Here is a 25,000-nt window from a genome sequence, read left to right as displayed (position 1 = left end):
ACGGGCGTGGTACGGCCCGCGCCCCGGCTGGGCGCGGGCCGTACGGGCTCAGCTGATGACGATCTTGTCCAGCTCGGGTCCCCTGGCCGTCAGGCCGAAGAACCGGATCGTGTTGACCCCGGCCACCAGGTCCACCGGCACGGTCGTGGTCGTCACCGTGTCCTTGGTCCCGGTCATCGGCACCTGGATGGAGTCGGCCCCGTTGACGCTGACCGCGAACGTCTGCGCGCCGTCCACCAGCGCGTGCACGGTCATCCGCCGGGTGCCGCTGGTCTCCGACAGCACGCCCTTGACCACGGCGTAGTCGTAGACGTTGCCGCCGATGAGGATCACCTTCCTGCCGCCCGAGCAGACCGCGCAGTAGGCGGGCTCGGCCGCGCCCTCCCACACGTTGCCCACCCGCTCGGCCTCATAGACGCCCGGGCTCCGGTCCGGCGCCGGCAGCTTGACCGGCGGCGTCGCCGGGCCGAGCTGCCACGCCTTGAGGTCCTTGACCAGCAGGTACGTCTCCTGCAGCCCGGCGCTCTTGATGCTGCGGTAGATGCCCCACTTGGGGCGGTTGTACTGCTCCTGGGTCCACCACAGGTCGATGTGCTCGATCTTCTGGTCGGCGATCGTCCGGCGGCCGTCGGCCAGGGTCCAGCGCATGTAGCCGTCGTCGCTCGACTTGAACTCCAGCGTGCTGGTCACCCACTTGTTCTGGATGGGCTCCAGGTCGGCGGTGGCGAAGTCGTGCGAGGCGTTGTCCGGCAGCGTCCAGTAGCGGGCCGCGATCTTCTGCACGCCCCCGATGACCGGCAGCGAGATCTGCGCGATCGGGGTGCCGACGTCGGAGTTCTTGAGCTGCCAGATGTGGGTGAAGGAGGTGGTCGCGTCGAGGGTGTCCGGGATGTACATGCGGTAGCTGATCCGCCAGGTCTCGTCCTTGCGGATCTCCAGCGGGGCGCCCTCGTGGTCGCGCATGCCGCGTACCTCGTTGCGCATGCGGTCGGAACCGTCGCGGTCCTCCAGGTGGGCGGTGAACCGCCAGGCGTCCTTGTCGGTGGAGACGTGCGGCAGGCCCTCGGGATGGGAGCCGCGCCGGTCGTCCTCCAGCGCCTCGAACGCCTTGACACCGTCCTTCTTGACGCTCGGGTCCCAGCGCAGCTCCCAGCGCGGCGGCCGGGCCGTCTGGGTCTGTGACGGCCCCTCCGACGGGGTGGGAGTGCGGGCCGCCACCGCGGGGGTGGCGGTCGCGATCAGGGCGAGCGTGGCGAGCGCGCCCGCCAGGCGGGCGCCGTACTTCTTCACGGGTTGGCTACCTCGTCGGTGTCGGCCGCGCTGGCGGTCTGCTGTTCGGCGCGCAGGTTTCTGACCAGCAGGTACGTGTTCTGCAGCCCGGAGCTCTTGATGCTGCGGTAGATGCCCCACTTGGGCCGGAGGTAGTCGGTGTCGGCGCGCCAGAGGTCGGTGTTGTCCAGGCGCTTGTCGACCAGGGTCGTCGAGCCGTCCTTGAGCGTCCAGCGCAGGTAGCCGCTGTCCGACGCCTTGAACTCGAAGGTGGTGTCGAGCCACTTGCCCTGGATCGGGTTCAGGTTGGTGTTGCCGACCTCGTGCGTCTGCTCGTCCTCGTCCCAGTAGCGGACGTTGATCTTCGGGGTGCCGCCCGAAATGGGCAGCGACATCGTGTAGAGGGGCGCACCGGAGCCGGGCACCTTCATCTGCGCGATGTGGGTGAAGGAGCTGGTCGCGTCGAGCGAGGTCGGGATGTACAGCTGGTAGGAGATGCGCCAGACCTGGTTCTTGAGGATCTTGATGTACGAGCTGCTGCTCGTCCGCATGCCCTTGACCTCGTTGCGCTGCCGGTCGTCGCCGTCGCGGTCCTGGGTGTGCATGTCGAAGCGGTAGGCGTCGCCGGAGACGTAGATGTGGGTGACACCGGGGTGGGAGTCGGAGCGGTCGTCCTCGATGCCCTCGAAGGCCTGGGCGACCGTCTGGTTGGCCGGGTTCGGGTTCCAGCGCTGCGTCCAGACGGCCGCGGCGTCGGAGGCGGAGGCGGGTGCCGCCGATAATGAGACGAGGGTGATGGCGGCGAGGGTGCCGCTCAGGCGCTTGATCATGGAGTCTCTCTCCTCAGATGGAGCGTGAACCCGCCGTTGGGGGATACGGCGAGGTCGAGCTTGCCCCCGGCCGATACCGTCGCCGTCTCGGCGAGGATGCCGTCGTCGGGGGCGTCCCGGTAGATCTCGGCCGTCCACGCCCCTTCGTCCAGGAAGTCGAGCGGCACGGTGAGCGTGCGGGCCTCGCCCGACACGCCCGCGCCGACGTACCATTCGCCGCCGCTCCTCCTGGCCAGCAGGATGTGGTCGGCGGGGTCGCCGGACAGCAGCCGCGTGTCGTCCCATGAGGTGGGGACTCCGGACAGCAGCCGCAGCGCCTCGGGCCTGGCCTCGTAGGCCTCGATGCCGTCGGCGAAGTGCTGGACGCCCGATTCGAAGATCACGGATAGCGCGAGCTCGAATCCGGCGGAGATGGTGCGGACCGCGGTGAAGGTGCACGGGGTGAAGTCCATCGGGCCCTGCACATTGCGGGTGAACGCGAGCGACAGGTAGTGCGTGGGCGGGTAGAGCGGCAGCTTGCCGGGCTTCGGCTTGATCCACTCGGCGCCCTTGACCGCCTCCGCGGTCATGAACTGCGGCCAGGTGCGCTCGGTGCCGCGCGGGATCGTGCCGCCGTGGAAGACGACCATGAGCTTCAGCCGGGCGGTGGCGGCCAGGATGGCGTCGAACCAGCGCATCCGGTCCTGGCCGTCGGACTCGGTGAAGTCGATCTTGACGCCGACGGCGCCCCACTCCTTCCAGAGCGCGAGCTTCTCGCGGTGCTCCAGCTCGGTGTCGACGTGCTGCCAGTGCGACCAGAGCCAGACGCCGACGTTCCTGGCCGCGGCGTAGGCGATCAGCTCGGGCATCCACTGCTTGTTCCATCCGGCGTCGGCCAGCACGTACGGCCAGCCGTGCGCGGCGGCGAAGTCGACCCAGCGCTTCTGCTCGTCCAGGTCGCGGGTGGAGGGGCCGTCGGACCACCACGACCAGGCCGCCGCGCCGGGCCGGATCCACGAGGTGTCGTCCACCGCCGAGGGCGCCGCCAGGCTGGTCACCAGGTCGCTGGCGACGATCGTGGCCAGCTCACCGATGATCATCGTGCGCCACGGGGTGACGAGCGGGCTGGCCGCCGTCACGTACGGGTCGGGCAGGTCGAGGCGGAAGGCGTGGCCGTCGAAGCGCAGCCGGGTGCCCGCGTAGCCGCTGTCCAGGTTCGACTCGGTGACCATCAGCCAGGTGTCGCCGATCTGGAAGAGCGACGGGTAGCCGTACAGGATGGGCTCGGCGTCGGCGACCGGGCCGTGCCGGTGGATCTCCTCGTAGTCGCAGCGCCCGTTCTCGTACGGCAGGAGCACCGCACGGGCCTCCTCCGGCACCACATACTCCGAAATTTCGTCAATTATGGTCACCGGTCCGGTCCACGGCACCACGTACCGGTACGCCACGCCGTGGCCGCCGATCCGCACCTCCAGGTGGAGCCGGTGCGCGCCCTTGGTGAACGACAGCGTCCACTCCTTGGCCGTGTAGCGGTGCTCGCGCCGCTTGCCGGTCACCGTCTGATAGGACTCCGTCACCTGCCTGGACGACATCCCGTCGAAGGCCAGGCCGGCGCTCAGGTCCTCGTGCGCGGCCCGCAGGCCCAGTCTGGACGGCCGCACCACCACCCGGCCGTCGCGCCGCACCTCCAGGGTCGGCTCGCCCTCGGCCGAGAGCGCGATCTCGACTTCCAGGTCTTCGTCACTGAGCGTCCATTGCGACACAGGGCCTCCAAGCAGAGATAGGAGGAGTGAGCCGAACTCATCGGCAACCCGTTCGGGCCCGCCGACTCGGGCAGGGCGGCCGACGCCGACCCCACTGAGCTCCTCACAACGTGCCTGAGCCTAGGTTGCAAGCGCTTTCAATTCAATTCTTGACGAAGTTAATTACCAGGTCTACGGTACGGCCATGCCCCACGCATCGGATGATGACGGATCAACACATCGGATCTCTCCCGCTCGGCTGGCCGAATTCCGGCAGCAACGCTTCGGGCTGTTCATCCGCTGGGGCCTGTACGCGCTCGCCGCTCGCCACAAGTGGGTCAAGCAGCGGGAGCGGCTCACGGACGAGCAGTACCAGCCCTACTTCGACCACTTCTCGCCCGACCTGTTCGACCCGGACGCCTGGGCCGAGGCCGCCGCCGGAGCGGGGATGCGCTACATGGTGCTCACGACCAAGCACCACGACGGCTTCTGCCTGTGGGACTCGGCGCTCACCGACTACTCGGTGGCGCACACGCCCCACGGGAAGGACCTGGTCGGCCCGATCGTGGACGCCTTCCGCGCCCGGGGGCTCGGCGTGGGCTTCTACCACTCGCTGCTCGACTGGCATCACCCTGGCTTCCCCATTGACGGGTTGCACCCCGCGTGGCGTGAAGGTGTCTCCAATAATGACCGAAACATCGCGAAATATCAGGCCTATTTGCATGGCCAGGTCGAAGAGCTGCTGACGCGCTACGGCCGCATCGACACCATGTGGTTTGACTTCTCCTCCACCAAGAGGCGCCGTAACGGGAAGCCCACGCCCGGCGCCAAGGGCGCGGCCGACTGGCGCTCGGCGGAGCCGGCCGCGCTGGTCCGGAAGCTGCATGCTGATCGACTCCGTCTCCAACAACGGCAACCTGTTGCTCAACGTCGGCCCCGACGGGCGCGGCGCGTTCGACCCCCGGCATCTGCACCTGCCGGGGCCGGCGGGCAAGGTCCGCTACGCGCAGTTGCTCAACGACGCCTCGGAGATCCGTCCGCTGATCCCCGATCCGGCCTTCGACAGCGGCCACAAGAAGCTGGGCGCGCTGCCACCCGAGACCCTCACCCTCCAGCTCCCGGTCCAGCGCCCGGACGTGGCGATACCGGTGATCGAGCTCTTCCTCTGAAAGGTCCACCCCCATGGAGATGAACCGCCGGCAGATGCTGGCCCTGGCAGTGGCGGCCGCGGCCATGCCCGCGCTGTCCGCCTGCGGCGACAGCCGTCAGTCGAAGCAGGCCGCAGCCCCGGTCAAGTCGGGCGCGCAAGTGATCGACCCGAACCGGCCGGCCAGCGATGACTGGCCGTTCGAGGAGGCCGAGCAGCTCAACAACTCGCTGACCTGGCCGAAGACGGACGTGCCCGACCCGGCGTCCAAGGTCGTGATCACGCTGGCGTTCACCACGGACGCCGTCACCGAGGTACGCAACGCGCAGTTCGACTTCTTCTTCAAAAAGCGCCACCCGAACATCGAGATCAAGCGCGAGTCGGCGCCGTTCGACCAGTTCCTCACCAAGTACATGGCGCAGGCCGCCGGCGGCACGCTGCCCGACGTGCTCTACAACCACTACTCCTGGACGCAGAACCTCATCGCCAACAAGGTCCTGCAGCCGCTGGACGACTACATCGCCAAGACCCCCGAGTTCGACATGAACGACATCCCGCAGCATGGGCTCGGCTACTTCAAGCGGGACGGCAAGCTGTACGGGCTGCCCACCGACATGGCGCCCAAGCTGCTCTTCTACAACAAGGACCTGTTCGACAAGGCCGGGCTGAAGTACCCGGACGAGAGCTGGACGTGGGACAAGCTCTTCGAGACGGCCAAGAAGATGACCAGCGGGTCGGGGGCGGAGAAGATCTACGGTGTCTCGCCGATGCCCAAGCCGGCGCCGGACCTGAGCTCCGTGTACCTGATGCCGTACGGCGGGCGGTTCCTGGACGCGGCCGAGTCCAAGGTGATGATCACCGAGCCGAACGCCAGGGACGTCATGGCCCGCTGGCTGGACCTGCTGCTCAAGGACAAGGCGGTACCGAGCCTGGCCGAGCTGCAACTGCTGGAGAAGGTCGATCCGTTCAAGTCCGGGCACGCGGCCCTGTTCCTCAACGGCGCGTGGGTCATGCTGGAGCTGTCCAAGCAGAAGGCGTTCAAGTGGGGCGCCACGCAGATGCCCAAGGGGCCGCAGGGCCGCACCACCCCGGCCGTGGGCAGCGCGCTGGTGATGTCGGCCTCGTCGCAGAACAAGGACGCCGCCTTCATCTACATGCACGAGTACCTGTCCGCCTCCGGCTACAAGTTCCGCCGGATCGCCGCGCCGGCCCGCCAGTCCGCGTGGGAGGACAACGCCAAGGCGCTCGGCATCCCGGCGGAGGAGGCGGACCTGGTCAAGAAGATCATGGCCGACTACGCCTCGGACGACGGCGTGCTGCGGTTGCCGGCCAACAAGAAGGTCGTGGACACCGCCGTACCGATCTGGGAACGGGCACAGCTCGGCAAGATCGGCGTGGACGACGCGTTGAAGGAGATGGCCGGCAAGGTCACGCCGGTTCTCAGCGAGAACAAGATCGCATGACCGCGGTGAGCGCCCGCGGCACTCTGGCCCGCAGGGAGGCGCGGCGCTTCTACCTGTTCACCTCGCCGTGGACGATCGGGTTCGTGCTGTTCAGCGTGGGCCCGATCCTGGCCGCGGTGGTGCTCAGCTTCATGAAGTGGAACCTGCTCCAGTCGCCGACCTGGGTGGGTCTGGCCAATTACGAGCGCATGGTCAACGACCCCGAGTTCTGGGAGTCGATCGGGAACACCGTGGAGTACGGCGCGGGCGCGGTGGCGCTCGGCGTGACGTTCACGTTCCTGCTGGCGCTGCTGCTCAACCAGCCGCTGCGCTTCCAGGGCCTGTTCCGTACCGTGATGTACCTGCCCTCGGTGGTGTCGGGCCTGGCCACCGCGCTGCTGTGGCTGAACATCCTGCACCCCGACTACGGACTGATCAACAAGGTGCTGGCCTCGATCGGCATCCAGGGCCCCGGGTGGCTGGCCTCACAGGAGTGGGCCATCCCCGGGCTCGTGCTGATGAGCGTGTGGGGCGCGGGCAACACGATCGTCATCTACCTGGCCGGCCTGCAGGGCATCCCGAAGACGCTCTACGAGGCGGCCGAGATCGACGGCGCCGGGTGGTGGCGCCGGTTCTGGAGCGTGACGGTGCCGATGATGTCGCCGGTCATCTTCTTCAACGTGGTGACCGGGTTCATCGCCGCCCTGCAGAGCTACGTGCTCATCCTCGTCATGACCGAGGGCGGCCCCGGCAACGCCACGATGGTGCTGGGCCTCTACATCTACCGGCACGCCTTCGTCTATTTCGACATGGGCTACGCGGCAACGCTGTCATGGGCGATGTTCGTGCTGGTCATCGCCGTGACCGCGATCCAGTTCAGCCTGGCCAGGCGCTGGGTGCACTACGAATTCAAGTGAGGTACGCCGATGCTCGTCGAGACCGCGGCGCATGATCGGGCGCCCGCGCGCACCAGGCAGGGGCCGCCCCTGACCTCGGAGCAGGCCGATCGGATCAGGCGGATCCGGCGCACCGGCGCCTATGTCCTGCTCATCGTCAGCTCGGCGATGTTCCTGCTGCCGTTCCTGTGGATGCTGACCACCTCGCTGAAGTCCGACGCGGACAACCTGGCCTTCCCGCCGCAGTGGCTGCCCGACTCCTTCCACTTCGAGAATTACATCAAGGGCTGGTCGGGCTCGTTGCCGTTCACGAAGTTCCTGGTGAACACCATCGTGATCACCGGGCTGTCCATGGCCGGCAACCTCATCTCCTGCGTGCTGCCCGCCTACGCCTTCGCCAGGATGCGGGCGCCGGCGGCCGGCATCATGTTCGGCGCGCTGATGGCGACCATGATGATCCCCCGTGAGATCACCCTGGTGCCGAAGTTCATCATGTTCTCCAAGCTCGGCTGGGTGGACACCTATCTGCCGCTGATCGTGCCGGAGTTCTTCGGCGTGGCGCTCTACATCTTCCTGCTGCGGCAGTTCTTCACCACGATCCCGCAGGAGCTCATCGACGCCGCCCGCATCGACGGCGCCTCGGAACTGCGCATCCTGTGGAGCGTCATGCTGCCGCTGGCCAGGCCGGCGATCGCGGCGATCTGCCTGTTCTCCTTCGTCGGGAACTGGAACCAGTATCTGGAGAACTCCATCTACCTCCGGTCGATGGACAAGATCACCCTCGCGCAGGGGCTGGGGATGTTCAGCGGCCAGTACGTTACTCAGTACAACCAGATGATGGCCGTCTCGATCATCTCCATGATGCCCATCCTTATCGTCTTTTTCCTGGCCCAGAAAACGTTCATCCGGGGCGTCACGCTGACCGGAATCGCAGGAAGGTGAGCTGTTTGAACTACGAACGCCAGCCGTACAGGAGATGTGGCCGGAGCGGGCTGCGACTGCCCGCGGTCTCGCTGGGCCTGTGGCACAACTTCGGCGGCGGCAAGCCGCTGGACAGCCAGCGGGCGATCCTGCACAAGGCGCTCGACCTTGGCATCACCCACTTCGACATCGCCGACAGGTACGGCCCGCCGCTCGGCGCCGCCGAGTCGACGTTCGGCACGATCTTCCGCCAGGACCTGCGCGGCCACCGCGACGAGATCGTGGTCACCACCAAGGGCAGCAACCCCATGTGGGACGGCCCCTACGGCAAGGGCAACTCGCGCAAGCACCTGCTGGCCACGCTCGACCGCTCGCTGGACCGGCTCGGCCTGGACTTCGTGGACATCTTCTACCTGCACCGCGACGACGAGGAGACGCCGCTGGAAGAGCAGGTGAGCACGCTCGACCACATGGTGCGCACCGGCCGGGTCCTCTACGCCGGGGTCTCCAACTTCTCCCCCGAGCGTACGGCGGAGGCCGCCCGGCTGCTGCGCGGGCTCGGCACCCCGCTGCTCGTGCACCAACCGGCGTATTCCCTGCTCAACCGGCGCATCGAGGAGTCGCTGCTGGGCGTGCTGGAGCAGGAGGGCGTCGGTTGCGTCGTCTACTCGCCGCTGGCGCAGGGCCTGCTGACCGACCGCTACCTGAACGGCATCCCGGCGGACTCGCGGGCGGCCGAGGGGCGCTTCCTCACCACCGACCGGGTCACGCCCGAAGTGCTGGCCTTCGTCCGCGCGCTGGGCGAGGTGGCCTCGGCCCGCGGCCAGTCGGTGGCCCAGCTGGCGCTGGCCTGGGCGCTGCGGGACCCGCGCATCACCTCGGTCCTCGTGGGCGCGTCGAGCCCCGAGCAGTTGGAGGCGAACGTCGCGGCCGTCGACCGGCTCGACTTCACCGACGACGAACTGTCCCAGATCGACCGAGCCGCCAAGGAAGCGGGTGTCGATGCGTAGCCGCACCCCGGTGGTGCCGGCGTGACCCCGCCCCTAGCCCTCCCCAGGGTGGGCCTGGGCGGCGGACCCCTTGGGAACTACCTCCATCCCATCTCCGACGCCCAGGCCCAGGCCGTCATCGACACGGCCTGGGCGGCCGGGGTCCGCTATTTCGACACCGCCCCCTTCTACGGCTTCGGCCTGGCAGAGCAGCGCCTGGGCAAGGCGCTGCGCGGCCGGCCCCGGTCGGATTACCTCCTGTCGACCAAGGTCGGCCGCCTGGTCCGGCCCGGCTCCAACGGGTCGCGTGACGCGGGCATCTTCGCGGTGCCCGACGATCGGCACGTCGAGTGGGACTTCACCCGCGACGGCGTCCTGCGCAGCGTCTCGGACTCCCTGGACCGCCTCGGCCTGGACCGGATCGACATCCTGCTCATCCACGACCCCGACCACCACTGGCCGCAGGCCCTGGACGAGGCCTACCCCGCCCTGGCGGACCTGCGCGCCCAGGGTGTGGTGCGGGCGATCGGCGTCGGCATGAACCAGTCGCGGATGCTCGTCGACTTCGTCAAGCGCGCCGACCCGGACCTCCTGCTCGCCGCCAACCAGTGCACGCTGCTGCGCCGGTCGGCGTTCGAGGAGCTGTTGCCGCTGTGCCAGGAGCGGGCCATCCCCGTCGTGGCGGCCAGCCTGCTGCACCGCGGCGAGCTGGCCGGGCCGCCGGCCGACGCCTCCGAGGAGGTGCGGCGGATCGCGGCGGCCTGCCAGGAGCACGAGGTCCCGATCACGGCCGCGGCCCTTCAGTTCCCGTTCCAGCATCCCGCGGTCCACTCGATCCTCGTCGGCGCCCACGAACCGGGCCAGATCACCGACAACCTGGCCGCTCTGGACCACCCCGTGCCGGACGCCCTCTGGCAGGACCTCGGAACCTAGCTGATCAGTTCTGGCCCGGCTCCCTGAAGACGAGCAGGTAACGCCAGAACAGCAGGCGGCGGATCGAGGCGCCGGGCAGCAGTGTCGCCGCTTCGGCCGTGATCTCCGGCAGCGTCATCATGGCCTTGGCGACCACCATCTCGGTGGGCGCCTCCTCCTGCGGACGGGCCGCCGAAAGGAGGCGGGCGACCGCGTTCACCGGCGCCGCGCACAGGCTGACCGCGTAGTCCGCGGGCGTGCTCTCCCGGTAGCAGCCGAGGATCGCGAGCACCCCACCGGGAGCGAGCGACTCGCGTAGCAGGCTCACCGTCTCGAAGGGCACGTGGTGGATGCTGGCCAGGCACGAGACGAAGTCGTACTTTCCGCGCGGCAGCTCGGCCACCGCGATGTCGGCCCGCTCGTACCGTACGGGACCCGGAATCGAGCGGGCCGCCTCGACGGCCTCGGCGGAGGAGTCGATCGCGTCGACCACCAGCCCTCTCGCGGCCAGCCGCCGCGCGAACAGCCCGCTCCCGCAGCCCACGTCCAGGGCGGTCCCGGCGCCCTCGGGAATCTGCTTGAGCAGAAGCGGATGATAGTGGTCATTGTGATTGAACGACATGACCCGCAAAGCTACCGCCGCGGGAGCAGCTTGATCGTGCTTTCGGCGTGCCGCTCCGAGGAACATCCGCGTCGCCTTGTCCTGCTCCACATAGGTGGGGGCGAACAGCGCCGAGAGCTCTCCCAGGCCGCGGCGTCGCCAGAGGTCGATCTGGAACAGCCGGTCCCTGGCGGCGTTGAATCCCTGGGCGAGGAAGAGGTCATCGGTGTTCTGGGCGTAGATGTGCGGAACACCCCACTCGTCCACGATCAGCTCGACCGGCCGCCTGAGCCCCGGGACGACCTGCTCCGTGACCTGCCGTGACCGCGCCGCGACGGGCGGCGCCGTCAGGCTCAGCACGAGGACGGCGGCCAGCGCCGCTCCGGCACGCAGGCGTCTCCGCATGGCACAGCACCTCTCGGTGGGGGGTGGGGTCCGGGACTCCCATGACAGGACGCCTGCGGTGATTTCGGCCAGGGAAGTCGGGATATTCAGGGGCACGGCGGAGGAAAAGGCCCTCCGCACCTCATCTCCAGGGGCTGAGTAGGGGTTCTAGGCGCACGTCTTCTGCTCGACGTCACACAGCTTGACGTCAGGGAAACGGGGTGACCGCGCGTTGAGCAGCGGCTGCGGCTTCGCGCGCAGGTGCAGGTCGAAGAACGCCGCCACGTACGTGCGGGTGATCCCCATGGAGCGGGCAGGGGGCAGGTCGGTGTTCCGGTAGATGCCGATCTGTTCGCCCAGCACGGCGATGTCGGTGAACGAGACGTGCTCTGCCCCCGCCACCACGAGCCAGCGCTTCCATCCGGTCAGGTTCCGCCAGACGCCGTCCCACGAGACGTCCTTTCCGCCCGGGCTGTGTTTCGCCTGCGCGCCCAGGAAGAGGAACGGCCGCGACAACCCGCTCTCCGGAACCGGGACGAACGCGGTGCCGTCGATGTCGATCCCGGCGCGTACCCTCGGATCCTTGAGCATGGCCCCCACGGCGCTCGCGCCGCCCGCCGAGTGACCGGCCATCGCGATTCTGGACGGGTCGATCAGCGCGGCGCTCTTCCATCCGGGGTGCGCGCCGGTCAGTGCGTCCAGCACGAAGGAGACGTCGGCCGCTCTGGTCGCGCCAACCTTGTCCCAGAACGTCTGATCCTTCGCCTTGACCTCGCAGGCCATGCAGGTGGTGATCCGTCCGCCGGGGAAACTCGTCGCGGTCTCGTACGTGTGGCTGATGGAGACCACCGCGTAACCCCTGCTCGCCAGGTCCTCGGCCAGTGCGGTGAGCGAGCTCCGGGGCTCGGTGAAGCCAGGGGAGAGCACCACCAGCGGCAGTCCACGCCGATGACCCGCCGGTTCCGCGTCGGTGGTCGCGTTGGTCCGCGTCTTGCTGAGCAGGTCGAGCGGCACACCGGTTATCTCCCCGTCTTTCATGAGGAGTTCTGATTCCTTGGGCGTCATGTACGGAGCCGGCTTCCGGCCGCGGGGTTTCGCCGGGTACCACAGGGAGACCATGAGTTCCCTCGCCTTCACGCCGGGCACCCAGGGGTCGGCGCGGGAGGTGTCCTTGAGGTACAAGGACGTGGTGCCGACCGGCTGGGACCCGGTCGGTTTGGGCAGGTACGGTGTACCGCTCCGGGGAGACGCCAGACCGGCGGAGACGGGCCTCGCAGGCGACGGCGTGCGCAAGGGGCCGTCGGACCGGGCCGGCCCGGACGCGGGAGCGCAGGAGGTGACGGCCGCGAAGGCGAGCAGAGCCGCGATGGCGGTGACGCCTCGGCGCGCCGGATTCATCACATGACCCATGAACTGTTGTCCTTCCGGATGGGAGCGGCCGCCTCGATGGAGTCTTCACGGGCGGCCGATGGCAGCAAGCAAGCTATGCGCGGAGGAGATTCGCCCGCGTCGGCTGTCATGCCGATATCGGCCCCTTCTCGGGGAGGATTTCCAGCCGTGTCATCCCTGCGATGTACTCCTGGAGAACGTCGGGCCCCGGCACCGAGGCTGACGCGGACGTACCGCGCAGCCGGGACAATGCATCAGTGACAGTGAGCGAACGACGTGGATGGTGGCAGCTCGGGCTGGATGTGCTGCGCCCCGAGCAGAAACCCGCCCGGCCCTCGCACCGATCACTCCTCGCCGACCTGCTGCTCGCGATCCTGCTGACCGTTGTCGCGGTGGCCGCGACGGCGAGCACGACCGACGGTGATCTCCGCCGCGTCGACGTGCGGCAACACTCCCTGATGGAGCCCTTGAAACTGCGGCCCACTCCGCAGCCACGAAGCGGCGATGTCCGGCCCGACAGCCTGGTCCGGTCGGTCGATCCCCCCGCCGACGACCCGCCGGGCCCGCTTCCCCTCCTGGTGGTGCTGACAGCGTTGCCGCTGGCGGTACGGCGGCTGTATCCGCTGACCACCTTCGGGGTGGTGCTGGTCGCGGCATTGGCCACCGCTGACGACGCGACCTGGATCACCGTGCTGACCTTCGCCATCGCCGCCTATGGCGCCGTGGCCCACAGTCGTCACCGGGCGGCGGCGATGGGCGGCCTCGCCCTCGCGACCTTCCTGGCCGGCGCCGCCTTCCAGGACTCCGTACCGCCGTTGCCGAGCTGGCTGGGCCCGTTCGTGGTACTGCTCAGCGCTGGAGTCGCCGCGAGTCTCGGCCGGTCCTGGAGGCGACAGATCGCCGCACTGCGGCAGGCTCAGGAGGAGGGCATGCGCCGGGCCGTCGAGGTGGAGCGCGCCCGGATCGCCGGCGAACTCCACGACGTCGTCACCCACAATGTGAACGTGATGGTCATCCAGGCCGGAGCGGCGCGCAAGGTCATGGACACCGCCCCGGATCGGTCGAAGCAGGCCATGCTGGCGGTCGAGGCCGGCGGCCGGGCCGCCATGGCCGAACTCCGCCACGTCATGGGCCTGCTCGCCGGTCCGGAAAGCGCGCGGGGGGCAAGCAGCGCCGACGGGCTCGAACCACAACCGGGACTCGACCAGCTGGACTCCTTGATCAAACGGGTTCGCGACGCCGGCGTACCGGTCAGCGTCGAGGTCTCACCACCGCCCGGCCCGCTGCCGCCGGGGGTGGACCTGGCCGCGTACCGCGTCGTACAGGAGGCATTGACCAACACGATCAAGCACGCGGCCGGCGCCGCGGCGTCCGTCATGATCGGCCACAGCGGCGGCTGGCTGGAGATCGAGGTCACCGACACCGGCGGCAGGCAGGCGATGCGCGCCGGAGACGGCCAGGGCAGGGGCCTGATCGGGCTACGCGAGCGGCTCGCGCTCTACGACGGCACCCTGGAGGCGGGACCCAGGAGCGACGGCGGCTACCAGATCAAGGCAAGGGTTCCATGGACGACCACGTGAACCGGCCGCTGCGTGTGGTCATCGCCGACGACCAGGCGCTGGTACGCAGCGGATTCGGGATGATCCTCGCCGCCGACGGCATCGAGGTGGCGGCCGAGGCGGCCAACGGCGCCGAAGCCGTCGCCGCGGTCCGGCGCACCCGGCCCGACGTGGTGCTGATGGACATCCGGATGCCGGAGATGGACGGCCTCGAAGCCACCCGGCAGATCACGGCAGGCGCCGCGGACGAGACCCGTGTCCTCATCCTGACCACCTACGACCTCGATCACTATGTCTACGCGGCGCTCACCATGGGGGCCAGCGCGTTCCTGCTCAAGGACGTCACACCCGAGCACCTGGTGGCCGCGGTGCGCCTGGTCCGCGCGGGTGACGCCCTGCTCGCCCCGTCGATCACCCGCCGCCTGGTCGAACGCTTCGCCCGCCGTGACGAGGCCAGGGCGGCCGTTCACCGCGACCTGTCGGAGCTGACGCCCCGGGAGCTGGAGGTGTTGCGCCTGCTCGCCACCGGGCTGAGCAACGCCGAACTCGCTGAGCGGCTGAGCCTCAGCCCGACGACGGTGAAGACCCACGTCGCCCGCATCCTGTCCAAGCTCGGCCTCAGGGACCGGGTTCAGGCGGTCGTGCTCGCGTACGAGACGGGGTTGATCACCCCCGGCTCTCCCGCCGACCGGCCGCCAGAGAGCGCGCCGGGGCCGTCGTAAGCGCCGACCCCGGATGCCGAAAGGTCCGCGAACTCCGGACGGGAACCTCCCGAAGCTCACGGACCTGTCACCGGCGAGGCTAGCGTCGCACGTGCACCGGCACGCCCTTGCCGAGCAGCCCGGGCAGCTCGACCGCCACGTTCATCGGCATCCGCACGCACCCGTGAGACGCCGGGTACAGCGGCACCGACAGCGCACCGTGGAACGCGATGCCGCCGTTGAAGAAGATCGGGTTGTACAGCTGCCCCAGGTACGACCTGTGCCAGCCCTTGGCCCGCCACGTCGTCTTGAAGTCACCCGTGGGCGTCCTGGCCGAGCCGCAGAAGCGCTGGCTCTTGCCCTGCCATGTCGCCGTCTCGCAGTACGGGACGCCGCTGCCGGAGGAGATGTGGGTGATCAGCTTCACCTGGCCGTCGATGTACAGGACCATGATCTGCTTGGTCAGGTTGACCTCGGCGCGGGTCGGCCGGCCGTTCCTGACCAGGATCTTGGGGGTCCTGGGGTTCTCCAGCGCGGTCCACGTGCGCTTGGCGATCGTGCTGGTGGGCCGGATGCCGTTCACCTTCTGGAAGGCCCACACGGCCGTCATCGTCGACCCGCCGTAGCTGCCGTCGGCCCGGCCCGGCCGGTAGCCGAGCTCTTTGAGGCGCGTCTGCAGCCAGGTGACCGCTTTGCCCTTGGCGCCCAGCTTGAGCGTCTTCTTGGGCGCGGCGACGGTCGTGGTGGGCCCCGCCTCGGAGGCCGCCACACTCGGCGCCGCCGCGGTGGGTGTCGTTGGGATGGGTGTCGTTGTGATGGAAACGATCGCGGGCGCTGCCGCCGACCGCGCATGGGTGACGGTCGTACCGCACCCCGTCAGGACTAGGGCGCCGGCCGTCATGAGAGCAGCCACGCCGGGCAGCCGTCGATCCCCCACCCGTACCACCTCTCAAACCATGAACATTTTGATCAAAGGACCATGTCAGGGTAATGCAATGGTCAACCTGTTTAGAGTGTGCCCATGCCTGAGAAGTTGCCTGCCAACGCCGTTCTGGTGGAAACCGCGCTCCGCGCACTAGGCGCCGAGGGAGAAATCATCGTATTGCCGGAAAAAGCCCCCACTGCGGCCACCGCCGCCGCGCAGGTCGGCTGTGAGGTCGGCGCCATCGCCAATAGCCTCATCTTCGACGCGGACGGCACCCCGCTCCTGGTGCTGACCAGCGGCGCGCATCGCGTCGACGTCGAGCTGATCGCCCGCACGGCGGGGGTCCAAAGGGTACGGCGGGCGACGCCGGAGTTCGTCAGGGCGGCGACGGGCCAGCCGATCGGCGGCGTCGCGCCCGTCGGGCATCCGGCCCCGGTGCGGACCCTGGTGGACAACTGGCTGAGCAAGCACGAGGTCGTATGGGCCGCCGGCGGGCATCCGCTCACGGTCTTTCCCACCACATTCGATGAGCTGGTGCGAATCACCGGTGGCACCCCCGTGGACGTCGAGTAGTGTGCGACGCGTGATCGAGTTTCGTGGGGCGGGACAGGCGGAGTTCACCGAACACCTGGACACGGTGATCGACATCTACGCCGCCGCCATGCGCCCGCCCTCGGACCAGATCACCGGCCGTAAGGCCATCATGCGGAATCACGGGACATACCCATTTTTCCAGTGCTATTTCGCTGAATTGCGTGGGGAGTCGGGGGCGTACCCCTCGAAGATCGTCGGCTTCGCCTACGGCTTCCGGGGCGCGCCGGGCCAGTGGTGGCACGACGTCGTGTTCCGCGCGCTGGAGAAACAGGCGGGCAGGGAGGTCGCCGAAGCCTGGCTGGGCAACGCGTTCGAACTGGCCGAGATCCACATGCACCCCGACTACCAGGGCAAGGGCATCGGCCGGGCGATGATCGCCACCCTGTGCGCGGGCCGCCGCGAACGTTCGGCGGTCCTGTCCACCCACGACCGCCCCACCACGGCCCGCCACCTGTACGCCAGCATGGGCTTCACCGACCTGCTGAGCCCGTTCCTCTTCCCGGGCGGCTACGAGCAGTACGCGATCGTGGGCAGACCCCTCCCCCTGTGACGGCGACGGGCGAATCCCGGCCGTTCCAGCGCGGCTCCGCCCTGTGCACGACACCACCGCCATAATGAAGACGATCAACCTGGCGCCCCCATCCGCGCCAACCCCCGGGCACCTCCCCCTGCACCGACGCCCACGTCGCACCACCCGGACGTCCGGCAGGAGGAACCTATGCGTCTCGTCACCCGAATCGGAGTGGCCGCCACTCTCCTGGTGAGCCAGGGCAGCCCGCCCGAGCCGACCCCCACGCCCACACCCAGCCCCACCCCCACATCGACCGCGAGCACCAGCCAGAAGAGCTCCAAGACCGCCATCCCCCCGGCGCTGAAGAACGTCCCGTCGCTCCGCGTCCTCCCGTGGGATCCCCGCCAGGCCAGCCACGTCCGGATCTTCGTGCACTGCCCTCCGAAGGCGAACCACGCGCTCATCGGCTCCACGGCGTTCGCCCTGAAGGGGTCGAGGCGCCTCTACCGGGAGGTGGGGCTGGGACTCTCCGACCGAGGTCTGGCGCACCGCGCCGTGTCCATCTCCTACTCCGCCCTGCCTGGATTCCACGGTGCGTACCTGAAGTGCGTGAAGGTCAAGATGAACCAGAAGACCCGCATCAGGCACATCCGGGTGCTCGGCCGGGACGCCATGCCTGTCTACGTGCGCAGGTTCAGCATCTGGCAGTTCTTCGACCAGACCGGAAGGTGAACCGGCGTGTCATGGCCCTCTCGTGACCTGTGGTTTGCCGCCCGTCACTCTGGGCAATCTTCACTACGTAGGGCAACCGGCCATCCGCCCGATCCCCCTGCGGGCGGAGCACCGGCACGAGACCCCCTTACCGGGTGTCCGTTCTTCCGCTCCCCCGAATCGGCTCTCCCTCGCCAGGGCCTTCTTCCCTCCCCACACCAAGGATCTAGATGGCCAAGGGACGAGTCGTAACGGCGGCAAGCCGGGGAACCTCGTAAGCGTAACCCTGGACAGACCTCAGCCCCGGTCGGCGGCCAGCGGCCCACCGGGCTTGCCGTACAAAAGACTGCTTGTCCCCCCGCATGAACGGCCGGACCAACACAGACGTCCGCACGAACGGCCCGATTATCACGAACGGCCAGCTCAGCGCCGGGTCACGCGGACAGCGCCTCGACCACCGAGAGGCGCTCGAACACCTCTCGCGTCGCGCTGGACCGGTTGAAGGTGATGAAGTGGATCCCCGGCGCGCCCTCATTCAGCAGCCGCTGGCAGAGCTCCACCCCGTGGTCGATGCCCAGCCGCCGCACGGCCGCCGGGTCGTCGGCCACCGCCTCGAAGCGGGCCGCCAGCTCCGCCGGGAACGGCGCCCCCGACAGCTGCTCCGACCTGGCGATCGTGCTCATCTGCGTGACCGGCATGATGCACGGGATGATCGGCGTGTCACACCCCTGCTCCGCCACCCGGTCGCGCAGCCGCAGGTAGTCGTCGGCTTGGAAGAACATCTGGGTGATCGCGTAGTCGGCCCCGGCCCGGCACTTCTGTACGAAGAAGTCGGTGTCGGACTCGATCGACGGCGAGCGCGGGTGTTTGTACGGGAACGCCGCCACGCCCACGCAGAAGTCGCCCACCTGCCGGATCAGCCGCACAAGCTCCTCGGCGTAGAGGACGCCTTCAGGGTGCTGGACCCACTCGCCCGTCGGGTCGCCGGGAGGGTCGCCCCGCACGGCGAGGATGTTGCGCACCCCCGCGTCCGCGAAGCGGCCGATCAGGTGGCGCAGCTCGCGGATCGAGTGGTTGACCGCGGTGAAATGCGCCACAGGGGTGAGCGTGGTGTCGTGGGCCAGCCGTTCGACGATGTCGACGGTGCGGTCACGGCTGGAGCCGCCCGCGCCATAGGTCACGGACACGAACGTCGGCCGCAGCGACTCGAGCTCTCTGATCGCCCGCCACAGCTGCCGTTCCCCCTCGTCCGTCTTCGGCGGGAAGAATTCGAAGGAGAACGACCGGCCACCGGACGCGAGAAGCTCACGGACGGTGGGAACACGATCGGGCAGGATGGAGGGTCGACCAAGCGCCATGAGACCCAGGCTACCGCCACAAGCCCCGTCCCTGGAGATCCGGCTCGGCCGCCCGGCCACTAGTCTCAGAGGCATGACCACTGACGCCGCGAGCCTGGACGCCCTGCGTACCAAGGTGGACGCCGCGCTGCGGACGTTCGTCCAACGGCAGCTGCCCGCCCCCGGCGACACCGAGCTCGAGCCCCTCCGCGCGGCCGCCGACGACCTGCTGTCCGGCGGCAAGCGGCTGCGCCCGGCCTTCTGCTACTGGGGGTGGCGGGGCGCGGGCGGCACCGACGTGCCCGAGATCTTCACCGCCGCCGCCTCGCTGGAGCTGCTCCAGGCCAGCGCGCTGGTGCACGACGACGTGATGGACAAGAGCGACCTGCGCAGGGGCATGCCGTCCGCGCACCGCCGCTTCGAGGCCATCCATGAGAAGTCGGGCTGGCACGGCTCGGCGGAGCAGTTCGGGGAGGGCGCGGCGATCCTGCTGGGCAACCTGCTGCTGATCTGGTCCGGCGAGATGTGGCGCAGCAGCGGCCTGCCGCCCGAGTCGCTGTCGGCGGCCCAGCCGGTGCACGACCACATGCGCACCGAGCTGATGTGTGGCCAATATCTCGACCTGCTGGAGCAGGCGCACGGCGAGAACACCTTCGAGTCCGCCCTGCGCGTCGCCCTCTACAAGAGCGGCAAATACTCCGTCGAACAACCGCTCCGCCTCGGCCTGGTGCTCGCCGCCGGCGGCCTGGAGCCGTGGATGGACGAGCTCTGCATGGAGTACGGCCGGCGGGTCGGCATCGCCTTCCAGCTGCGCGACGACATCCTGGGCGTGTTCGGCGACCCGGCGCAGACCGGCAAACCGGCGGGCGACGACCTGCGCGAGGGCAAGCGGACGATGCTCGTCGCCCGGACGCTGGCAGCGGCTTCACCCGGCGACGCCGAGAACGTGCGCGCCCTGCTCGGCGACCCCGGCCTCGACGAGCACGGGGTGACCGTGCTGCGGGGCATCATCGAGGGCACCGGGGCGCTGCGCCAGTGCGAGGACATGATCGGCGACTACCTCGGCGAGGCGCTGACGTACCTCGGCAAGGCGCCCATCACACCGGACGCCCGCGCGGCCCTGTCGGACCTGGCGGTGGCCGCCACCTCACGCACAACCTGAGCGGCCACCTGTACGACCTGTCACTTTCAAGCGCGTTTGAGCGGCCTGTACTTTCAGGCGCGTCTGAGCGACCTCACGCACACCGCTGAGCGGCCGCGCGTACGACCCGCCGCCTCACGCGACGAGCTGAGTAGGGCGCGGCGGGCGCCGGGCGGCGCCCGCGCGCGTCTGTCAGCCGGCCAGGCGCTTGGCGAACTCCGCTGCCGCGGCGCCCGGATCGTCAGCCTCCGTGATGGCGCGTACTACTACGACCCGTTCGGCCCCGTACGACCGGACCTGGTCAAGATTGCCCAGGTCGATGCCGCCGATGGCGAACCACGGCCGCCCGCTGCCGAGCGACGCCGCGTGCCGGAGCAGCGACGGCCCCGGCGCGTGGCGGCCCGGCTTCGTCGGCGTCGGCCAGACGGGACCGCAGCAGAAGTAGTCGACGCCCTCCTCCACGGCCGCGGCGGACGCCTCGGCCACGGAGTGGGTGGACCGTCCGATGAAGACGTCGTCGCCGAGTATCTCTCGCGCGACCTTCACCGGAAGATCGTCCTGCCCCAGGTGGAGCACGTCGGGCCGGGCGGCGTACGCGATGTCGGCCCGGTCGTTGACCGCCAGCAGCCGGCCGTGCCGGTCGCAGGCGTCGCGGAAGACCTCGAGGAGCGCGAGCTCTTCGCGCGCCTCCAGCCCCTTCTCCCGCAACTGGACGATGTCCACGCCCGCGGCCAGCACCGCGTCGAGGAAGTCGGCCAGGTCACCGCGTTCGCGACGGCCGTCCGTGCAGAGGTAGAGCCGGGCGTCAGAAAGCGAGGGCTTGGGCACGCCGCTTGACCTCGGTGTGGCGACCGGCCCTGATGGCGTCGACGGGCGAGCCGGGCAGGGAGTCGTCGGGTGTGAAGAGCCAGCGGAGCGACTCGATGTCGTCATAACCGGAGTCGCGCAGCACGGAGAGCGTGCCGGGCAGACCCTTCATCACGTCCTTTCCGTCAAGGAACACCGCGGGCACTTGTGGCCCACCACCACCCCGGCGCACACCGAGCAGTTTCCGGTCCTTGAGGAGTTGCTTGGCCCGCCCTATCGAGAGGTCGAGGCGCGCGGCCACTTCGGGGAGAGTGAGCCACTCGGCGACGAGTTGGTCGGTCTCCCGGTCGATCTGCGCAACAGAAAGCGTCACGAAACCACAACTACCACATGGCGTGCTTGCTCAAACAACACAATCCCGTAGGGAGACGTCGGGATCTACCAGGCGTTCGGCGTCCACGCGGTGTCCGGCTTCGATGATTCTTCGGCCCTGGACTAGGTCTCGCGGCCGGTCCACGGCGAGTACCGCGGCCAGGGTGTCCTCCGAGGTGAGCCAGCAGGCCGACCACTTTCCGCCGAGTTCGCCTCGGTAGAGGAGGCGGTCTCCGGCCGGGTGGTGGCCCGCGTACTGGACCATGTGGCCGAACTGCTCGGACCAGAAATAGGGCACCGGGTCGTAGGCGGCCTCCACACCCAGCAGCGTGGCGGCGGCCACCTCGGGCGAGTTGAGCGCGGCGTCCCAGTGCTCGACCCTCAGCCTGGTCTCGAACCGGCGCGACCACCAGGCGGCGCAGTCGCCCACGGCCACGACGTTCGGCAGGGAGGTGCGCAGGTGCTCGTCGGTGACGACGCCGTTGTCCAGGTCGATGCCGGAGCCCGCGAGCCAGCCGACGGCCGGGCGTACGCCGACGCCGGTGACGACCACGTGCGCCTCGATGAGGCTGCCGTCCGCGAGCGTCACGCCGCCGTCGTCCACGGAGCCGACCAGGGTGTCGAGCCGCAGGTCGATGCCCTCGTACCAGCCCTGGGTGCGGGCGCCGATCTCGGGGCCGACCGCCTGGGCGAGCGGGGTGGGGCCCGCCTCGATCACGGTCACCTCGCAGCCGGCCCGGCGGGCGGCCGTGGCCACCTCAGCGCCGATCCAACCGGCGCCGATGATCACCACGCGGGCGCCCTTGACGAGCCGGGCGCGCAGCTCCAGCGCGTCGTCGAGGGTGCGCAGCACGTGTTGCCGGCCGTCGCCGGGCAGCGTGATCGGCTCGGCGCCGGTGGCGATCACCAGGCCGTCGTAGCCGAGTTCGCCCTCGGTGGTCTCGACGACGCCGGGACGCAGCGCCTTGGCCGAGACGCCCGGCCAGAAGTCCACCTCCAGCATGGCGAGGTCGGCGTCGACGAAGCTGGAGTCACTGCTGCCGGACAGGACCGCCTTCGACAGGGGTGGCCGGTCGTACGGCCGGTGCCGTTCCTGCCCGATCAGCGTGATCCTGCCGTCGAACCCTTTCGCGCGCAGCGCCTCGACACTCCGTACGCCGGCCAGACCGGCGCCTGCCACCACCACATGATTCACGTTCAAGACCATAACCGGGCCCGTGCCTGGGCGTCGCGCCGAGGCCGTAGGGTGGAGACGTAAGACGCGCGGGAGTCCGGCCGTTACCGGGCTGAGAGGAAGGCTGCACCGGGCCTTCGACCGCAAGACACCTGATCCGGATCATGCCGGCGAAGGGAGCGGACGTGGACATCGTCGTAGGCGGCGGGATCGTCGGGCTGTCCATCGCCTGGCGCCTGTCCCGCTCGGGACGGCCGGTCACCGTGGTCGACCCCGCTCCGGCCTCTGGGGCCTCGCACGCGGCGGCGGGCATGCTGGCGCCGGTGAGCGAGGTCACGTACACGGAGGAGCCGCTGCTCCGGCTGGGCCTCGCCGCACTGCGCCGCTGGCCGTCCTTCGCCACCGAACTCGCCGCTGACGCCGGCCTCGATGCCGGTACGAGACCCGCCGCCAACCGCCTTGGCGGGGGCGGCCTCGATGCCGGTACGGGACCTGCCGCCTCCGATGTCGGCCTCGATGCCGGTCCGGAACCCGCCAACCGCCTTGATGAGGCCGGGGCGTCCGCAGCGGTCGTGAGCGGGCTCAGCGAGGCCGCGCGGGCCGGGCTGGACTTCCGGGTCGACGGGACGCTGGCCGTGGCGTTCGGGGCCGACGATCTGGCGGCGCTCGGTGAGCTGGCCGCGTTCATGGAGAAGCTGGGGCTGCCGGTCGAGCGGCTGACCGGGCGCGAGTGCCGCCGGCTGGAGCCCATGCTGGCACCCTCCGTACGCGGTGGGCTGCTGGCCCGGGGAGACGCCTGGGTGGACCCGCGCCGCGTCACCGCCGCGCTCCTGACCGCACTCGACCGGCTGGGCGTCCCGATCATCCGGGCTCGCGTCAGCGAACTGCTCCGGGGCGGCGACCAAGGCGACCAGGTCGTGGGCGTACGCCTCGCACCCTCGGACCGGACGCCCACCCCGAACCGGACGCCCACCCCGGACGGGACAGCCGTCCCGAACCAGACAGCCACCCCAGACCAAACACCCACCCCGGACGGGACAACCGTCCCTCAGACAGTCACCCCGGACCGGACAGTCACCCCGGACCGGACAATCACCCAGGACGGGACAATCACCCAGGACCGGACGACCGCTCCGGACCAGGGCCCCCCGCTTGCGGACATTCCCGCCGAGATCCGGGGCGAGCGGGTCGTGCTGGCGGCCGGGGCGTGGAGTGCCGGGCTGGCCGATGTCCCGGTGCGGCCGGTCAAGGGGCAGATCATGCGGCTGCGCTCCCCCCAGCCGCTGCTCGGCAGGTGCGTACGCGGGACGGTGCACGGGAAGTCCGTGTACCTCGTGCCGAGGGGTGACGGTGAGCTGGTGGTCGGGGCGACGCAGGAGGAGCTGGGGTTCGACACGAGGGTGACGGCGGGCGGACTGTACGAGCTGCTGCGGGACGCCCACGAGCTGGTGCCGGGCGTCACCGAGCTGGAGATCGCCGACGTGGTGGCGGGGCTGCGGCCGGGCACTCCGGACAACGTCCCGCTCATCGGGCCCAGCGGCACGCCGGGGCTGGTGCTGGCCACCGGGCATCACCGGGGCGGGGTGTTGCTGGCGCCGCTCACGGCGGCCATCTTGCTGGGCGAGGAGAGCGAGCTCGCGGAGCTGTGCTCGCCGCTGAGGTATCGGGATATTTCATGAATGTGACCATCAATGGGGCCCCGCACGAGGTGCCCGACGGCACCACTGTGGCGCAGGCCGTACTCACGCTCACCACGGCGACGACCGGCGTGGCCGTGGCCGTGAACGACGAGGTGGTGACGCGGAGCGCCTGGGAGACCACGGCGCTCGGCGACAGCGACCGGATGGAAGTGCTGACGGCGGTGCAAGGTGGATGATCTGCTCATAGCCGGAGAGAAGTTCTCCTCCCGGCTCATCATGGGCACCGGCGGCGCGCCGTCGCTGGAGGTGCTCGACCAGGCGCTGGTCGCGTCCGGCACCGAGCTGACGACCGTCGCCATGCGACGGCTCGACCCCGGCGCGCCCGGCTCGGTGCTCGACGTGCTGCGCGAACGCGGCATCAAGGTCCTGCCCAACACGGCCGGCTGCTTCACGGCGGGCGACGCCGTGCTGACCGCCCGGCTGGCCAGGGAGGCCCTCGGCACGAACTGGGTCAAACTCGAGGTCATCGCCGACGAGCGGACGCTGCTGCCGGACCCGATCGAGACGTTCGACGCGGCCGAACGGCTGGTGGCCGACGGGTTCGTGGTGCTGCCGTACATCGGGGACGACCCGGCGCTGGCGCGTCGCCTGGAGCTGGCCGGGTGTGCCGCGGTGATGCCGCTCGGCGCGCCGATCGGCTCGGGTCTCGGCATCCGCAACCCGCACAACATCGAGCTCATCGTGGAGGCGGCCTCGGTGCCGGTGATCCTCGACGCGGGCATCGGTACGGCCAGTGACGCCGCCCTGGCGATGGAGCTGGGCTGCGACGCCGTACTCCTGGCCACGGCCGTGACCAGGGCGCAGCGGCCGGAGATGATGGCGACGGCCATGAGAGCGGCCGTCCAGGCGGGCCGGCTCGCCCACCAGGCGGGCCGCATCCCCCGCCGCCGCTACGCGGAGGCCTCCTCCCCGACGGGCCCGTAGCCACAGCCACCGCGCCGAGGCTCCCTCTGCGGACGGGTCCGTA

At 69.6% G+C, this 25,000-nt stretch carries 26 protein-coding genes, 1 pseudogene and 1 riboswitch; of the genes and pseudogenes, 17 read left to right on the top strand and 10 right to left on the bottom strand.

The genetic code is table 11. The features are described 5' to 3' along the window. Nucleotides 1-48 precede the first annotated feature (48 nt). From LDL49_RS37590 to LDL49_RS37580, 3 genes are read right to left on the bottom strand one after another with little or no spacing between them, the layout of a single operon-like run. On the bottom strand, nt 49-1,290 hold the full coding sequence (locus LDL49_RS37590) for a carbohydrate-binding protein (RefSeq protein WP_225298635.1): 1,242 nt from the start codon (nt 1,288-1,290) through the stop codon (nt 49-51). Continuing rightward, nucleotides 1,287-2,099 (bottom strand): hypothetical protein, encoded by an 813-nt coding sequence (locus tag LDL49_RS37585; RefSeq protein ID WP_225298632.1) that lies wholly within the window; start codon nt 2,097-2,099, stop codon nt 1,287-1,289. The genes LDL49_RS37590 and LDL49_RS37585 overlap by 4 nt, the downstream gene beginning before the upstream one ends. Next, the gene (locus LDL49_RS37580) at nt 2,096-3,841 is read right to left on the bottom strand and encodes a glycoside hydrolase family 97 protein (protein WP_225298630.1); all 1,746 of its coding nucleotides are present in this window, start codon (nt 3,839-3,841) and stop codon (nt 2,096-2,098) included. Before LDL49_RS37580 ends, LDL49_RS37585 begins: the two co-directional genes overlap by 4 nt. A 184-nt stretch (nt 3,842-4,025) precedes the next feature. On the opposite strand from LDL49_RS37580, the pseudogene LDL49_RS59380 reads away from it, so the two are divergent. The 7 genes and pseudogenes from LDL49_RS59380 to LDL49_RS37545 all read left to right on the top strand — a co-directional run. After that, nucleotides 4,026-4,688: pseudogene (locus LDL49_RS59380) on the top strand (alpha-L-fucosidase); the annotation flags it as partial. Between the two features lie 16 nt (nt 4,689-4,704). Beyond that, complete coding sequence (locus LDL49_RS37570; protein ID WP_225298627.1) at nt 4,705-4,989, top strand: alpha-L-fucosidase; 285 nt, start codon at nt 4,705-4,707, stop codon at nt 4,987-4,989. 13 nt (nt 4,990-5,002) lie between these two features. Beyond that, nucleotides 5,003-6,430 carry an ABC transporter substrate-binding protein gene (locus tag LDL49_RS37565; RefSeq protein WP_225298626.1) on the top strand — a complete coding sequence of 476 codons (1,428 nt, stop codon included), beginning with the start codon at nt 5,003-5,005 and terminating at the stop codon, nt 6,428-6,430. Beyond that, a complete protein-coding gene (locus tag LDL49_RS37560) occupies nt 6,427-7,326 on the top strand; it encodes a carbohydrate ABC transporter permease (protein WP_225298624.1) in 900 nt (299 codons plus the stop codon). Before LDL49_RS37565 ends, LDL49_RS37560 begins: the two co-directional genes overlap by 4 nt. Before the next feature lie 9 nt (nt 7,327-7,335). Next, nucleotides 7,336-8,247, top strand: a complete 912-nt coding sequence (locus LDL49_RS37555; protein WP_225298622.1) for a carbohydrate ABC transporter permease — start codon at nt 7,336-7,338, stop codon at nt 8,245-8,247. Nucleotides 8,248-8,252: 5 nt separating this feature from the next. Next, the gene (locus tag LDL49_RS37550) at nt 8,253-9,236 is read left to right on the top strand and encodes an aldo/keto reductase (RefSeq protein ID WP_225298620.1); all 984 of its coding nucleotides are present in this window, start codon (nt 8,253-8,255) and stop codon (nt 9,234-9,236) included. Nucleotides 9,237-9,257: 21 nt separating this feature from the next. Further along, nucleotides 9,258-10,148, top strand: a complete 891-nt coding sequence (locus LDL49_RS37545; RefSeq protein WP_225298618.1) for an aldo/keto reductase — start codon at nt 9,258-9,260, stop codon at nt 10,146-10,148. A 4-nt stretch (nt 10,149-10,152) separates the two neighbouring features. Here LDL49_RS37545 and LDL49_RS58680 read toward each other — a convergent pair whose 3' ends face one another. Together LDL49_RS58680 and LDL49_RS37530 are read right to left on the bottom strand one after the other, a co-directional pair. Next, nucleotides 10,153-11,133, bottom strand: coding sequence for a class I SAM-dependent methyltransferase (locus LDL49_RS58680; protein WP_308016242.1), 981 nt, complete (start codon nt 11,131-11,133; stop codon nt 10,153-10,155). A 147-nt stretch (nt 11,134-11,280) separates the two neighbouring features. Continuing rightward, the gene (locus LDL49_RS37530; RefSeq protein ID WP_263656015.1) at nt 11,281-12,294 is read right to left on the bottom strand and encodes an alpha/beta hydrolase family protein; all 1,014 of its coding nucleotides are present in this window, start codon (nt 12,292-12,294) and stop codon (nt 11,281-11,283) included. Here LDL49_RS37530 and LDL49_RS37525 point away from each other — a divergent pair. From LDL49_RS37525 to LDL49_RS37515, 3 genes are all read left to right on the top strand, one after another. Next, complete coding sequence (locus LDL49_RS37525; protein ID WP_225298726.1) at nt 12,230-12,517, top strand: hypothetical protein; 288 nt, start codon at nt 12,230-12,232, stop codon at nt 12,515-12,517. The two genes, LDL49_RS37530 and LDL49_RS37525, sit on opposite strands and share 65 nt — an antisense overlap. 241 nt (nt 12,518-12,758) lie before the next feature. Then, nucleotides 12,759-14,081, top strand: coding sequence for a sensor histidine kinase (locus LDL49_RS58675; RefSeq protein WP_225298616.1), 1,323 nt, complete (start codon nt 12,759-12,761; stop codon nt 14,079-14,081). After that, on the top strand, nt 14,066-14,782 hold the full coding sequence (locus tag LDL49_RS37515) for a response regulator (RefSeq protein WP_225298614.1): 717 nt from the start codon (nt 14,066-14,068) through the stop codon (nt 14,780-14,782). Before LDL49_RS58675 ends, LDL49_RS37515 begins: the two co-directional genes overlap by 16 nt. Before the next feature lie 79 nt (nt 14,783-14,861). On the opposite strand, the gene LDL49_RS37510 is transcribed toward LDL49_RS37515, so the two are convergent. Next, nucleotides 14,862-15,530: a L,D-transpeptidase family protein gene (locus LDL49_RS37510; protein WP_225298612.1), complete on the bottom strand. Its 669-nt coding sequence runs from the start codon at nt 15,528-15,530 to the stop codon at nt 14,862-14,864. 252 nt (nt 15,531-15,782) lie between these two features. Here LDL49_RS37510 and LDL49_RS37505 point away from each other — a divergent pair, with 252 nt between their 5' ends. The 3 genes from LDL49_RS37505 (at nt 15,783) to LDL49_RS37495 (ending at nt 17,523) form a co-directional block, all read left to right on the top strand. After that, on the top strand, nt 15,783-16,259 hold the full coding sequence (locus LDL49_RS37505) for a YbaK/EbsC family protein (protein WP_225298610.1): 477 nt from the start codon (nt 15,783-15,785) through the stop codon (nt 16,257-16,259). 10 nt (nt 16,260-16,269) lie between these two features. Continuing rightward, nucleotides 16,270-16,830 (top strand): GNAT family N-acetyltransferase, encoded by a 561-nt coding sequence (locus LDL49_RS37500; protein ID WP_225298609.1) that lies wholly within the window; start codon nt 16,270-16,272, stop codon nt 16,828-16,830. 168 nt (nt 16,831-16,998) lie between these two features. Then, nucleotides 16,999-17,523, top strand: coding sequence for a hypothetical protein (locus tag LDL49_RS37495; protein WP_225298607.1), 525 nt, complete (start codon nt 16,999-17,001; stop codon nt 17,521-17,523). A 413-nt stretch (nt 17,524-17,936) separates the two neighbouring features. Here LDL49_RS37495 and metF read toward each other — a convergent pair whose 3' ends face one another. Next, a complete protein-coding gene (gene metF / locus LDL49_RS37490) occupies nt 17,937-18,860 on the bottom strand; it encodes a methylenetetrahydrofolate reductase [NAD(P)H] (RefSeq protein ID WP_225298605.1) in 924 nt (307 codons plus the stop codon). A gap of 73 nt (nt 18,861-18,933) precedes the next feature. Here metF and LDL49_RS37485 point away from each other — a divergent pair, with 73 nt between their 5' ends. After that, a complete protein-coding gene (locus LDL49_RS37485; RefSeq protein ID WP_225298603.1) occupies nt 18,934-20,001 on the top strand; it encodes a polyprenyl synthetase family protein in 1,068 nt (355 codons plus the stop codon). 171 nt (nt 20,002-20,172) lie between these two features. Here LDL49_RS37485 and thiE read toward each other — a convergent pair whose 3' ends face one another. From thiE to LDL49_RS37470, 3 genes are read right to left on the bottom strand one after another with little or no spacing between them, the layout of a single operon-like run. Then, complete coding sequence (gene thiE, locus LDL49_RS37480; RefSeq protein WP_225298601.1) at nt 20,173-20,808, bottom strand: thiamine phosphate synthase; 636 nt, start codon at nt 20,806-20,808, stop codon at nt 20,173-20,175. Further along, a complete protein-coding gene (locus LDL49_RS37475; RefSeq protein ID WP_225298599.1) occupies nt 20,786-21,160 on the bottom strand; it encodes an Rv2175c family DNA-binding protein in 375 nt (124 codons plus the stop codon). Before LDL49_RS37475 ends, thiE begins: the two co-directional genes overlap by 23 nt. Before the next feature lie 30 nt (nt 21,161-21,190). After that, a complete protein-coding gene (locus LDL49_RS37470) occupies nt 21,191-22,354 on the bottom strand; it encodes an NAD(P)/FAD-dependent oxidoreductase (RefSeq protein ID WP_225298597.1) in 1,164 nt (387 codons plus the stop codon). Nucleotides 22,355-22,412: 58 nt separating this feature from the next. Beyond that, nucleotides 22,413-22,529, top strand: a riboswitch (TPP riboswitch). On the opposite strand from LDL49_RS37470, the gene LDL49_RS58670 reads away from it, so the two are divergent. The 3 genes from LDL49_RS58670 to LDL49_RS37455 all read left to right on the top strand — a co-directional run bounded on the left by LDL49_RS58670 (nt 22,519) and on the right by LDL49_RS37455 (nt 24,957). After that, on the top strand, nt 22,519-24,012 hold the full coding sequence (locus LDL49_RS58670) for an FAD-dependent oxidoreductase (RefSeq protein ID WP_225298595.1): 1,494 nt from the start codon (nt 22,519-22,521) through the stop codon (nt 24,010-24,012). It overlaps the preceding riboswitch by 11 nt. Then, nucleotides 24,009-24,209 (top strand): sulfur carrier protein ThiS, encoded by a 201-nt coding sequence (thiS, locus tag LDL49_RS37460; protein ID WP_225298594.1) that lies wholly within the window; start codon nt 24,009-24,011, stop codon nt 24,207-24,209. Before LDL49_RS58670 ends, thiS begins: the two co-directional genes overlap by 4 nt. Next, nucleotides 24,202-24,957: a thiazole synthase gene (locus LDL49_RS37455; RefSeq protein ID WP_225298592.1), complete on the top strand. Its 756-nt coding sequence runs from the start codon at nt 24,202-24,204 to the stop codon at nt 24,955-24,957. The genes thiS and LDL49_RS37455 overlap by 8 nt, the downstream gene beginning before the upstream one ends. Nucleotides 24,958-25,000: the final 43 nt, after the last annotated feature.

Source organism: Nonomuraea aurantiaca (genome assembly GCF_020215705.1).
GTDB lineage: Bacteria > Actinomycetota > Actinomycetes > Streptosporangiales > Streptosporangiaceae > Nonomuraea > Nonomuraea aurantiaca.
The sequence above is the reverse complement of the archived record's forward strand: the minus strand, read 5'-3'. Positions and strand labels throughout refer to the sequence as shown.